This is a genomic window from Streptomyces sp. NPDC001513, from assembly GCF_042894695.1.
In the GTDB taxonomy this organism is placed as follows: domain Bacteria; phylum Actinomycetota; class Actinomycetes; order Streptomycetales; family Streptomycetaceae; genus Streptomyces.
Window position 1 is genome coordinate 111247 of sequence record NZ_JBIAVU010000003.1, and the last position, 13342, is coordinate 124588.

Genomic DNA, 13342 nt, shown 5'->3' on the forward strand with positions numbered 1-13342 from the left:
CGGCGGTGACTCGGAGCCTCAGAGGCCGTAGCGCTCCCGGGCCTCCTTGACGGCGGACGCCGGCACCTCGCCGCGGCGGGCGAGCTGGGCCAGCGCGGCCACCACGATCGACTGGGCATCGACACCGAAGTGGCGGCGGGCGCCCTCACGGGTGTCGGACAGACCGAAGCCGTCCGTGCCCAGCGAGGTGTAGTCCTGCTCCACCCACTGGCTGATCTGGTCCGGGACCTGACGCATCCAGTCGGAGACGGCGAGGACCGGGCCCTGGGCGCCTTCCAGCGCGCGGGTGACGTACGGGGTGCGCACCTCGCCGCGCAGCAGCGCCTCGTCGCACTCCAGCGCGTCGCGGCGCAGCTCGCCCCAGGAGGTGGCGGACCAGACGTCGGCCGACACGTTCCAGTCGGCGGCCAGCAGCCGCTGCGCCTCCAGGATCCAGTGGATCGCCGTACCGGAGGCCATCAGCTGGACCTTCGGTGCGTCGGCGGCCGGGGCCGCCTCCGCCAGGTCCGCCGCGGTGTTGAAGCGGTACAGGCCCTTGAGGATGCCTTCCTCGACGCCCTCGGGCATCGCGGGCTGCACCTTCGGCTCGTTGTAGACCGTCAGGTAGTAGAAGACGTCTTCCGGCGTCTCGCCGTACATCCGGCGCAGACCGTCCTTGACGATCACCGCGATCTCGTACGCGAAGGCCGGGTCGTAGTTGAGCGACGCCGGGTTCGTGGACGCGATCAGGTGCGAGTGGCCGTCCGCGTGCTGGAGGCCCTCGCCGGTCAGCGTGGTGCGGCCGGCGGTGGCGCCGACGATGAAGCCCTTGCCGAGCTGGTCGGCGAGCTGCCACATCTGGTCGGCGGTGCGCTGCCAGCCGAACATCGAGTAGAAGATGTAGAACGGGATCATCGGCTCGCCGTGCGTCGCGTACGACGTGCAGGCGGCGATGAAGTCGGCCATGGCGCCGGCCTCGGTGATCCCCTCGTTGAGGATCTGGCCGTCCTTGGCTTCCTTGTAGTACATGAGCTGGTCGCGGTCGACCGGCTCGTACGTCTGGCCGAGCGGCGAGTAGATGCCGGCCGACGGGAAGAGGGACTCCATGCCGAAGGTGCGGGCCTCGTCGGGGACGATCGGCACCCAGCGCTTGCCGGTCTCCTTGTCCCGCATCAGGTCCTTGACGAGGCGGACGAAGGCCATGGTGGTGGCCATCTCCTGCTTGCCGGAACCCTTGAGCAGCGGGGCGAAGGAGCGGTCGGCCGGAGCCGGCAGGGCGACCTGCTTGACCTTGCGGGCCGGGGCCGGGCCGCCGAGCGCCGCGCGGCGCTCGTTCAGGTACTGCACCTCGGGGCTGTTCGCACCGGGGTGGCCGTACGGGACCTGGCCGTCGGCGAAGGCGCTGTCCGGGATCGGGAGGCCAAGGAGGTCACGCATGTCCTTGAACTCGTCGATCGTCAGCTTCTTCATCTGGTGGTTCGCGTTCTTCGACTCGAACCCGGCGCCCAGCGTGTAGCCCTTGACGGTCTGCGCGAGGATGACCGTCGGCGCGCCCTTGTGCTCCAGGGCGGCCTTGTACGCGGCGTAGACCTTGCGGGGCTCGTGGCCGCCGCGGGAGCTGTGGAAGCACTCGGCGATCTTCGCGTCGGAGAGCACACCGGCCAGCTGCACGAGCTCGGCGTTGGCGCCGAAGAAGTGCTGGCGGATGTAGGCCACGTCGCGGGTCGCGTATGTCTGGAACTGCGCGTCCGGTACCTCGCGCAGGCGGCGTACCAGGGCGCCCGTGGTGTCGAGCTGGAACAGCTCGTCCCAGGCGGAGCCCCACAGCGACTTGATGACGTTCCAGCCGGCGCCGCGGAACTGGGCCTCCAGCTCCTGGACGACGCGGAAGTTGGCGCGAACCGGACCGTCGAGGCGCTGCAGGTTGCAGTTGATGACGAAGGTCAGGTTGTCGAGCTGCTCGCGGGAGGCGAGGGCCAGGGCGGCGGTCGACTCGGGCTCGTCCATCTCGCCGTCGCCCAGGAAGGCCCAGACGTGCGAGTTCGCGGTGTCCTTGATGCTGCGGTTCTGCAGGTAGCGGTTGAAGCGCGCCTGGTAGATCGCGGACAGCGGGCCGAGGCCCATGGACACCGTCGGGAACTCCCACAGCCACGGCAGGCGCCGCGGGTGCGGGTAGGACGGCAGGCCGTTGCCGCCAGACTCCTGGCGGAAGTTGTCGAGCTGCTGCTCGGAGATGCGTCCGTCGAGGAAGGCGCGGGCGTAGATGCCGGGGGAGGCGTGGCCCTGGATGTAGAGCTGGTCGCCCGATCCGTCGGCCTCCTTCCCGCGGAAGAAGTGCTGGAAGCCGGTCTCGTACAGCCACGCGGCGGAGGCGAAGGTGGCGATGTGGCCGCCGACGCCGTACTTGGAGCCGCGGGTCACCATGGCGGCCGCGTTCCAGCGGTTCCACGCGGTGATCCTGGCTTCCATCGCCTCGTCACCGGGGAACTCGGGCTCCGCGGCGGTGGGGATGGTGTTGACGTAGTCCGTCTCCAGCAGCTTGGGGAGCGCGAGGCCGGCGGCCTCGGCGTGCTGGAGGGTGCGACGCAGCAGGTATTCGGCCCGGCGTGTACCGGCGGCCTTGGCGACGGCGTCGAGGGAGGCCGCCCACTCGGCGGTCTCCTCGGTGTCGCGGTCCGGGAGCTGGTCGAGCTCGCTCGGAAGCTTTCCTACGGGGTCGGACATCGCTGTGCGCCGCCTTCCGGGTAATGGAGAGGTGGTGAAAAAATCCCTGACGGGCAGGACAGGGCCGGTGGACCTGGTTGAGGTCCGCGACGACTGTAAATCGCTGATCGATGATCGATCAAATAAAAGTGACAAAGAAACGTCCATCTGACGAAAGTCGGCACCGCGTGCCAGGAAGAAAGGCACGCGGTGCCGGTCAAATGGGGGCAAGACGGGCGGCTCACGCCCTCGGGGCGCACCCCAGGACGTGCCTTTTCACGAGCAGACCGATGTCCGGGTCCTGGCTGCGGAACGCCTCGACCAGGGCCTCGTGCTCCTCGGCGTAGGACTTCTGGACGGTTCCGAGCCAGCGGATCGACAGGGCCGTGAACACCTCGATGCCCAGGCTCTCCCAGGTGTGCAGCAGCACGCTGTTCCCGGCCGCCCGCACCATCTCCCGGTGGAAGCCCACCGTGTGCCGCACCTGCGCCGTGCCGTCCTCGATGCGGTCGGCCTCCCACAGGGCCGCCACGTGCGGCTCCAGGGCCGTGCAGTCGAGCGCCAGCCGCGGCGCCGCCAGCTCGGCCGCGATCTGCTCCAGGCCGGCCCGGACCGGGTAGATCTCCTCCAGGTCGGCCGCGGAGAGGTTCCGTACGCGCACGCCCTTGTTCGGCGCCGACTCGATCAGCCGCAGGGTCTCCAGCTCGCGCAGGGCCTCCCGTACGGGGGTCTGGCTGACCTCCAGCTCCACGGCGATCCGGCGCTCGACGATCCGCTCACCGGGCTTCCAGCGCCCGCTGACGATCCCCTCCACGATGTGCTCGCGGATCTGCTCGCGCAGCGAGTGCACGACGGGTGGGGTGATCATCCGGTCTTCATCTCCTGTGGGGGCGTGCAGAGCTCTGATGCGTAGACAATACGGCGGAGCAGGCCGACCTGTTGCGTTCCCCGTCAGGGACGCCGGGTGAGGCTGGTTACAGGAAACCCCCGAGGACACCGCTGATGAGGGCGCCCAGTTCGGCCGCGTGCCCCGCCCGCAGGGGGATCAGCCCGGCCAGCTCCGCGACGGCCGCCTCGCGCTCGGCCTGCGTGGGCGCGGGTGAGGGAATCGAGCCGTGCCGCCGCCCCGCCAGCACGTGCGCGGTCCTGAGATGGACACCGGCCGCGAACCCCTGCCCGTGCACGCACTCCTCCAGCGCGCACAGACCCGCCAGCACCTCGAAGTCCGGCTCCGCGACGGCCAGCTCGCGCCGCCACCGCTCCCGGAGCGCGTCCGGGTCCGCGACACAGGCGTAGGCGGCGGAGATCCCCGTCGCCGCCGCCAGGACGAGGAGGGCCTGGTGCACGCGCTCCGAGTCCGACGCGCCCGGGGCGCCGACGGAGCCGGGCGTCCGCGCCCGTGCGAGGTCCGCCGCGTGGGCCGTCAGGTACGCGCGGGACTCCTCCCACGTCGGCAGCGCCATCCAGTGCTCCAGCCGCTCGCGGACCAGGTACGGTCCGAACGCCGCCGCGGCGCCGGACCGCGCCGCCTCGCGGGCGACGGCCAGGTACAGCCCCGCCGTCCCGTCCGCCAGCGCCAGTTCCTCCAGGGCGAGCCCGGCGTGCGGCGTCGAGAGCAGCACGGCGTACTCCTCCCACACGGCGCGGGCCGTCGCCCAGTCGGCGCTCGCCACCCACCCCCCGGCGAGCTCGACCAGCTCCTGCCGCACCGGCAGCCACGGCGGGACCACACCTCCCAGAAGCCTGCTGACGAGCGGCCGGTACGCGCGCAGCCGCTGCCGCGCGTACAGCGTCGGGCGGTTATCCGGGTCGCCGGCCGGATGACGCGGCGAGGCGAGCGCCAGCAGCGTGCGCACCCCCGGCTCGGCATCGGGCAACGAGAGCTGGAACGACCCGCGCTGGCAGGTCAGCCACGCGGCGCCCGGCACCCCGGCGAGCGCCGCCTCGGCCCGCAGATGGGCGCCGAGCACCTCCTCCGGGGGCGCGAACACGCCGAGGAGTCCCAGCGCCTCGGCCAGCGGGCCCAGATGTGATGCCGGATCCTCCACGGCCGGGGCGAGTGCGAGTTCCGCCCCCTCCCGGACCGCGGCCAGTGCCCCCGCCGTGTCCGCGGCCGCCGCCCGGAACACGCCCAGCGCGCACAGCCGCGCGGGAAGTGCGGCCCGGTACGAGGCCGGGCCGGCCGCGGCGAGGGCGCGGGTGAGCTCCACGGCCTCCGCGGCGGCGTCCAGGGCGGCCCGCGTCGCTCCGGTCTCCGCCGACTGTTCGGCCAGCCGGGCCAGTGCCTCGGCGAGGAGCGGGCGTTGGGTGCCCGGATTCTCCCGGACCAGGCGGCGCAGCAACTCCACGGCCTCGGCGGTGGCCGCGAGCGCCTCCTCCCGTTCCCCACGCTGCCACAGCAGCGTGCCGAGGCCGGTCAGGGTCCGGGCCAGGCCTTCCGTATGGGCGCCGGGATGCCGCCCGACGAGGACCCGGTAGACCTCCAGCGCCTCCCTGGCCGCCGCCAGCGCCGCCTCCGGATCGGCGGCGGACAGTTCCACGCACTGGTTCATCACGGTCTCGGCGAACTGCGGGAGATGGGCGTCCGGGTCGTCCCGGGCCAGGGACCGGGCCAGTGCCACCGCTTCCGCCCCGGCGGCGAGCGCCCCGGCGGAGTCGCCGAGCCGCGACCGGATGATCGCGAGGTTGCTCAGCGCGAGGGTGAGGCCCGGAAGGTGCGTGACCGGGGAGCGCGCCGCGAGTTCCCGGCTGTCGCGTACGGCCTCCTCGGAGGTGGCCGCCGCCTCCCCGAGCCGTCCCGCCGCGCACAGGTGGGCCGCGAGGCTCACCGACAGCCGGGTGAGCATCTCACCGTGCTTGCGGGGGTCGTGCTCGGCCAAGTCCCGGCAGATCCCCACGGCCTCCGTGATGCTGGCCAGGGCCCCGTCCACGTCGTCGACCTTCTCCTGCTCCCGGGCCAGGTTGGCCAGCAACCTCATGAACAGGTCGGGTGCCGGGTGGCGGCCGCTGCCGCTGGTCCGGAGCAGTCCGACGGCCGTGGTGCAGGACGCCAGCGCCCCCCTCGAGTCCCCCGCGTGAGCCTGCTGGACGCCCAGGTTGCCCAGGGCGCTCGCCAGCCGGATCCGATGGGCGTCCGTGATGCCGCCGGTGACGTCCCGCAGTACGTCGACGGCCCGGCGGCCCTCCGCCACCGCCCCCTGGAGGTCCCCCGCCTCGCCCAGCAGCTGGGAGTGGGCGATGAGCGCGTCCGCCAGATCCTCCCGGTGCGCGGTGGGGGCGTCCCGGGCCAGTGCCTCGTACAGTTCCACGGCGCGCGCACACGTCCGGACCCCTTCCCGGGGGTCCGTCGGGCCCTGCCGGGCACCCAGCGTGATCAGGGCCCGGGCCAGGTGCTCCGTGTGGGACTCCGGGGTCTCCCCGGCGAGTACCTCATAGATCCGCACGGCCTCGGCGGCGCTCTCCAGCGCCGCCCCGGTGTCTCCGGTCGACCGGGTGTACAGGGCGAGGTTGTGCAGCGACATGGCCAGCTCCGCCCGGTGCGCGCCCGAGGCGCCGACCAACCGCCGGTGCAGGGCCACCGCCTCGGCGGTGGAGGCCACCGCGCCCGGGCCGTCCTGGCACATCGCCAGGTGGTTCAGGGCCGTCAGCAGCCGGCTGAGGTGAGCCTGCGGATCCTCCCGCACCAGAGCGCGCAGGATCTCCGCGGCCTCCCGGGCGGACGGCAGCGCGTCCGCCCCCTGCCCGAAGTGCTGGAGCACGGCGCACAGGCCCATGAGCACCTCGGCCAGCAGCGCGCGGAACACCCCGCCGCGGCTGTCGGCCAGCGCCCGCAGGGCGACGGGGCCCTGCTCCCCGGCCAGCATCGCGGACGCAGGGATCGAGCCCGGCAGATACGGATTGGGGGCCTCGGAACCCTCCGGCAGCAGCCCGATCAGCGTGTGCAGCACTCGCAAGGAGGTCTTCACCGTGGCGTCCGGGTCCTCGTCCGGTCCCATCAGCCAGGCCGCGAACTCCCGGTGGTACAGCCGGTACACGGCCTGCGTCCCGTCGCTGTCCTCCACCACGTACCGGCCGTGGGCGTTCAGGACCCAGTCGACGTCCTGCGGGCCGTACGAGGTCCCGGACGGGCTCAGCGCCGAGGCCACCGCCTCCCAGATCCCCCGGGCCGGGATGCCGTTCCCATGGCTCCACGCGAGCGCCGTCAGCAGGTCCCGCGCCCGCGCCGGGTCCGGCCCCTCGGCGAGGTCCGCCGTGAACCCCGCGGCGATCGACACCGGCAGGGCGTCCTGCCAGCCGTCCGCCCCGGAGGCGGCGAAGCGGCGGCTCAGCGCGCCCACCGCCAGCCCGGCGAACAGGAACCCGCCCGCGTCGCCCACCGCCCGCTCCGCGACGGCGTCCGCCGCGTCCGCGGCGTGCTCCCCGGGCACGCCCTCCGCCAGGAGCCGCAGCCGGGCGTACTCGCGGATGTCCTCGGCGGTGCCGGGCTCCTCGTCCAGATCGGCGGTCGTGGCCCGGGCGTCCAGCAGGCGGGTGACCGCCCGGCCGAGCGACTCGCCCGGCTCGGCCCCCGGCCGGAACGGCCGGTCCCGTGAGCCCAGCAGCACCAGTGCCATCCGGCTCAGCGGGGCCAGCAGCTCGTCGACGATCTGTGCCGCGTGCTCCGGCGCCGCCTCGTCCAGGCCGTCGACGACCAGCACCGGCCGGCGCCCCTCCCGCTCGATGTCGGCGATCAGCGCGGACGGCGCCGCCGGGGGATCCAGGTGCAGCTGCGCGGCGAGCGAGTCCGCGAGCCGGCGCACCGTGAGCCCCCGGACGTGGACCGAGGCCGCCACCCTGTGCACGCCCGGGTCGGGATCGCCCCGGCGCAGCGCACCGTGCGCGATGACATCGGCCCGGTAGCGCTCCGAGGACAGGGTCGAGATCCGGCCCAGCACGGCGGACTTGCCGCTGCCCGCGCTGCCCGTGACCAGGAACAGACCCGGCTCCCCGGCCTCCAGCCAGGCCACGATCGCGGCGAGCACCCGCCGTCGCCCGGTGAAGAACCAGCCCTCCTCGACCCGCTCCGCGCCGCGCGCGGCCCGCACCAGGTGCTCCACCAGCTCGGCCTCGGCCCCGGGCAGCACCCGGGGATTGGGGAACATGGGCCCGTCCCGGCCCAGCGTCACGGCGAGCGGCTGCTGCCCGGCATCCGCCGGCCACCCCTCCTGTACGGCGTCCAGCACGGCCGCCCCGGTGACCTCCCGGTTGCGGCGGCTCCACTCGTGCCGGTACCCGCCCGCGGCCGGCCCCTCGCGCAGCACCCGGGTCACCGCGTCCACGAGCAGGCCGGTGCCGTCGGCCGTCTCCTGCGGGCGGCAGCTCGCCACGACCCCGAACCAGGCCGACCGGCCCGGCGGCAGACTCCGTTGCGCGTGGACCAGGAACGCCTTGCGCAGCGACTCCAGCACCCCCGCCCCCGCGTGGCAGGTGTCGATCAGCACCAGCACCCGGTCCGCTCCGCATTCCAGTGCGGCGGAGGTCAGCCGCCGCGCCGAGTACGTCTCCTCCTCGTCGTGGGCCCGCCGGGTGTCACGGACGATCAGGTGCAGCTCCGCCGCGTGCGGCTCCTGCGCGACCAGCTTCCCGTGTCCTGACCACACCACCACGGCGGGGCCGTGCGTGCCGCCGTCCGCCCAGCCGTTCCGCCAGCGCGCCACGGAGGTGCCGAGTTCCGCCCGGCCGGGATCGGTCACCACGGTGGGGGTGAACCCGTACCCCGCCAGCAGGTCGCACAAGTCCTGCAGCTGCCGGGTCGCACCGGTCAAAGGCGGGAACTCCGGACTCTCGTACCGCTCGACGACCACGCCGAGGACGGTCCCCCCGCCGTCGCGCTCCCCGCCGTCGTGCACCCTGCCGTCGCGCTCGCCGCCGTCGTGTTCCTCGGTGCTCACTCCTCGCTCACCACCGTCAGCGCCGTCACGGCCGACCCCGGGTGCCCCACCGCGTGGACGATCAGCCGGTGGGCGCCCGGAGACGGGGTGGGGAACACCGTGCGGTACTGGCCGCCGCCGAGGTTGGCCAGCGAGCGGGAGCGCGACGGACCGCCGTCGGCGGGGCGCAGCTCGGCGGTCAGCAGCAGGTCCTCGTGCCCGTCGGCCCGGACCCGCACCTCGTACGGCTCGCCGGACTCGGCGAGCGGGGGCGCGCCGACCCCGAGCGCCGGTGCGGTCCGCTCGCCGTCCCGGCGGAACGGCGGCTCGCGGTCCAGCAGGCCGTACAGGGCGTCCCGTACGCCGCGGTTGTTGTGCAGCGAGCCGTGCTGCTCGCACGGGGTGTGGCCCTCCGCCACGGCGTACCCCGTACGGTCGGCGTCCGCCGGCCGGGCGGCCAGCCGCGGCACGGTCCCGTCGCCGCTCTCGGCCTCCGTCACCAGCAGGCCGCCGGTGAACTCGGCGACGGCCGCCGTCGGCTGGCGGATGCCGACCAGGCAGACCAGGCCCTCGGCCGGGGCGGCGGCCCGCAGGTCGGCGTGGAAGCGGGCGGCGTCCGCCAGCAGCTCGGGGTCGGGCCCGGGCAGGCCGGGGAGGTCGGCCGGGTGGACGAGGCCGCCGGGGGTGCGCACGCAGGCGTAGTCGGGCGTGAGCTGGTGCAGGGAGGGCAGACTGCGGGCCAGGGCCGTCAGGTCCGGCCGGAGCGGTCCCCAGCCTTTGCGCAGCCCGTTGACCAGGTTGGTCAGGGCGTCGACGGAACCGCGGTGCGGGGTGCCGAGGGTGATCACGCGGCGCGTGGTCTCACGCCCGCCGAGCCGTTCGACGTAGTGCCGGGCGATCAGACCGCCCATGGAGTGGCACAGGAGGATCACGCGGGCGTCGGCGTGCTCGGGGGACGCGGCGCGCAGCCGCTCCAGCCCCTCCTCGACGCGCCGCTTCAGCAGTGCGGCGTTGTAGCGGCACGACAGCCGCCAGTCGTACGGGAAGTCCAGCAGGGTCTCGCCCGGGGTGAGCCCGAAGGTCCCGGCCAACCAGGCCATCAGGTCGGTGTAGCCGTCGACGGGATGCCAGAAGCCGGGTATGACGTGCACGTCCGGCATGAGACCGGTGGGCCGGATCCCGTCGCCGGGATGGCCGTCGCCGAGGCCGCCCGGCAGCGCCAGGGCCTTGAGCGAGCCGCCCAGGGTGCTGATGGCCCGTGACAGCGCGCGGCCCTTCAGGTCCCAGACCGGCCTCCCGTCCGCGTCCGCCAGCCGGCTCCCCATGATGCCGGGCACCACCACGACCAGGTCCATGCTCACGCCCCCCTGCGTCCCGCCCCGCTCTGCCGGAACCACCACGGTAGGGGCGGGAAGACGACGGCGCCCCCGTCCCGGGAAAATTCCGGGCGGGGGCGCCGTGGCGCTACAGCTGCTGCTGTGCGGTGAGCCTTACAGGCCGAGCTCGACCTCGAACTCGCCGGCCTCGAGGATCGCCTTGACGGCCGAGAGGTACCGGGCCGCGTCCGCGCCGTCCACCAGGCGGTGGTCGTAGGACAGGGTCAGGTACGTCATGTCGCGGATGCCGATGTTGGTGCCCTCGGCGGTCTCGATGACCACCGGGCGCTTCACCGTGGCACCGATGCCCAGGATGGCGACCTGGTTCGGGGGCACGATGACCGTGTCGAACAGCGCACCGCGCGAGCCGGTGTTGCTGATGGTGAAGGTCGCGCCCGACAGCTCGTCCGGCGTGATCTTGTTGCCGCGGACCTTGCCGGCCAGCTCGGCCGTGGCCTTGGAGATGCCCGCCAGGTTGAGGTCACCGGCACCCTTGATGACCGGGGTCATCAGGCCCTTCTCGGAGTCCACGGCGATGCCGATGTTCTCCGAGTCGAAGTAGGTGATGGTGCCCTCGTCCTCGTTGATCCGGGCGTTGACGACCGCGTGGGCCTTCAGCGCCTGGGCAGCGGCCTTGACGAAGAACGGCATCGGCGAGAGCTTGACGCCCTCACGGGCCAGGAACGCGCCCTTGGCCTTCTCGCGCAGCTTCATGATCTTGGTGATGTCCACCTCGACCACGGAGCTGAGCTGAGCCTGCGAGTGCAGGGCCTTCATCATGTTGTCGCCGATGACCTTGCGCATGCGGGTCATCTTGACCGTCTGACCGCGCAGCTCGGACACCGCGGCGGCCGGGGCCTTCGCGGCGGGAGCGGCAGCCGGCGCCGGGGCGGCGGCAGCGGCCTTGGCGGCCTCGGCGGCGGCCAGGACGTCCTGCTTGCGGATGCGGCCACCGACACCGGTGCCCGAGACCGTGGACAGGTTGACGCCGGACTCCGAGGCGAGCTTGCGCACCAGCGGGGTCACGTACGCGCCCTCGTCACCGGCGGAGACCGCGGCGGCCGGAGCCGGAGCGGCGACCGGAGCCGGAGCGGCGACCGGGGCCGGAGCGGCCACGGGAGCCGGGGCGGCGACCGGAGCCGGCGCGGCCACGGGGGCCGGGGCGGCAACGGCGGGCGCGGCCACGGCCGGAGCCGGGGCGGCGACCGGAGCGGCAGCCTGGACCGGAGCCGGGGCGGCGGCGGCCGGGGCGGCCGCGGGGGCGGCACCGGCGGCGCCGATGACGGCCAGAACGGCGCCGACCTCGGCGGTCTCGTCCTCGCCGATCCGGATCTCCAGCAGCGTGCCGGAGACCGGGGCGGGGATCTCGGTGTCGACCTTGTCCGTGGAGACCTCGAGCAGCGGCTCGTCGGCCTCGACGGACTCGCCGACCTGCTTCAGCCAGCGGGTGACGGTGCCCTCGGTGACGGACTCGCCCAGGGCGGGGAGCACGACATCGGTGCCGGACGCGGCCGGGGCAGCGGCGGCGGGGGCCTCGGCGACCGGAGCCGGGGCCGCGGGGGCCTCGGCGACGGGGGCCGGAGCGGCGACCGGGGCGGGGGCGGCGGCCGGCTCGGCGGCCGGAGCCGCGGCCGGGGCAGCGGCGCCGGAGCCGTCGTCGATGACGGCCAGCTCGGCGCCGACCTCGACGGTCTCGTCCTCGGCGACCTTGATGGAGGCGAGGATGCCGGAGACGGGCGACGGGATCTCGGTGTCGACCTTGTCGGTCGATACCTCGAGCAGCGGCTCGTCGGCCTCGACGCGCTCGCCCTCGGCCTTCAGCCAGCGGGTGACAGTGCCCTCGGTGACGCTCTCACCGAGCGCCGGAAGGGTTACGGAAACCGACATGGTTTCAGTTGCTCCTAACGAAAGTGCGGAAGTGGTCGTCGCGCCCGTGACGATTAGTCGTGGGAGTGAAGCGGCTTGCCGGCGAGGGCCAGGTGGGCCTCGCCCATCGCTTCGTTCTGGGTCGGGTGCGCGTGGATGAGCTGCGCGACCTCGGCCGGCAGAGCCTCCCAGTTGTAGATCAGCTGGGCCTCGCCGACCTGCTCGCCCATCCGGTCACCGACCATGTGGACGCCGACCACGGCACCGTCCTTGACCTGGACGAGCTTGATCTCGCCCGCGGTCTTCAGGATCTTGCTCTTGCCGTTGCCCGCCAGGTTGTACTTCAGGGCCACGACCTTGTCCGCACCGTAGATCTCCTTGGCCTTGGCCTCGGTGATGCCGACGGAAGCGACCTCGGGGTGGCAGTAGGTGACGCGCGGGACACCGTCGTAGTCGATCGGGACGGTCTTCAGACCGGCCAGACGCTCCGCCACCAGGATGCCCTCGGCGAAGCCGACGTGCGCGAGCTGGAGGGTCGGGACGAGGTCACCGACGGCCGAGATGGTCGGCACGTTGGTCTGCATGTACTCGTCGACCAGGACGTAGCCGCGGTCCATCGCGACGCCCTGCTCCTCGTAGCCCAGGCCCTGGGAGACGGGGCCGCGGCCCACGGCGACCAGCAGCACCTCGGCCTCGAAGGTCTTGCCGTCGACCAGCGTCACGCGGACGCCGTTCTCGGTGTACTCGGCCTTGTCGAAGAAGGTGCCCAGGTTGAACTTGATGCCGCGCTTGCGGAACGCGCGCTCCAGCAGCTTCGAGCTGTTCTCGTCCTCGACCGGCACGAGGTGCTTGAGGCCCTCGATGACGGTGATGTCGGAGCCGAAGGACTTCCACGCCGAGGCGAACTCGACGCCGATGACGCCGCCGCCCAGGACGATCGCCGACTCGGGGACGCGGTCCAGGACCAGCGCGTGGTCCGAGGAGATGATGCGGTTGCCGTCGATGTTCAGGCCCGGCAGCGACTTCGGCACGGAGCCGGTCGCCAGCAGGATGTGGCGGCCCTGGATGCGCTGGCCGTTCACGTCGACGGAAGTCGGGGAGGAGAGGCGGCCCTCTCCCTCGATGTAGGTCACCTTGCGGGAGGCGACCAGGCCCTGCAGACCCTTGTACAGGCCCGAGATGACCTCGTCCTTGTACTTGTGGACACCCGCGATGTCGATCCCCTCGAAGGAGGTCTTGACACCGAACTGGGCGGCCTCACGCGCCTGGTCCGCGATCTCGCCCGCGTGCAGCAGAGCCTTCGTGGGGATGCAGCCGTTGTGCAGGCAGGTGCCGCCGAGCTTGTTCTTCTCGATCAGGGCAACGTCCAGACCCAGCTGGGATGCGCGCAGCGCCGCGGCGTAACCGCCACTGCCACCGCCGAGGATCACTAGGTCGAAAACGGTGCTGGCGTCGTTCGCCACGTCACGTCCTCCATGCATGTGCGCCGGGCACCGGTCCTCTGTGACC

Annotated in this window: 6 protein-coding genes; all 6 read right to left on the reverse strand. The window is 73.1% G+C overall.

The genetic code is table 11. The features are described 5' to 3' along the window. Positions 1-18 precede the first annotated feature (18 nt). Complete coding sequence (aceE, locus tag ACFYZ4_RS07080; RefSeq protein ID WP_351295809.1) at positions 19-2703, reverse strand: pyruvate dehydrogenase (acetyl-transferring), homodimeric type; 2685 nt, start codon at positions 2701-2703, stop codon at positions 19-21. A 220-nt stretch (positions 2704-2923) separates the two neighbouring features. Further along, positions 2924-3547, reverse strand: coding sequence for a GntR family transcriptional regulator (locus ACFYZ4_RS07085; protein ID WP_351295831.1), 624 nt, complete (start codon positions 3545-3547; stop codon positions 2924-2926). A 109-nt stretch (positions 3548-3656) separates the two neighbouring features. Continuing rightward, complete coding sequence (locus ACFYZ4_RS07090) at positions 3657-8612, reverse strand: hypothetical protein (RefSeq protein WP_390783300.1); 4956 nt, start codon at positions 8610-8612, stop codon at positions 3657-3659. Next, entirely contained in the window at positions 8609-9946 is a 1338-nt protein-coding gene (locus ACFYZ4_RS07095; protein ID WP_390783435.1) for a hypothetical protein, read from the reverse strand. Before ACFYZ4_RS07095 ends, ACFYZ4_RS07090 begins: the two co-directional genes overlap by 4 nt. A gap of 135 nt (positions 9947-10081) precedes the next feature. Continuing rightward, complete coding sequence (gene sucB / locus ACFYZ4_RS07100) at positions 10082-11854, reverse strand: 2-oxoglutarate dehydrogenase, E2 component, dihydrolipoamide succinyltransferase (protein ID WP_390783301.1); 1773 nt, start codon at positions 11852-11854, stop codon at positions 10082-10084. A 53-nt stretch (positions 11855-11907) separates the two neighbouring features. Next, on the reverse strand, positions 11908-13296 hold the full coding sequence (lpdA, locus tag ACFYZ4_RS07105; RefSeq protein WP_351295800.1) for a dihydrolipoyl dehydrogenase: 1389 nt from the start codon (positions 13294-13296) through the stop codon (positions 11908-11910). Between the last annotated feature and the right edge of the window lie 46 nt (positions 13297-13342).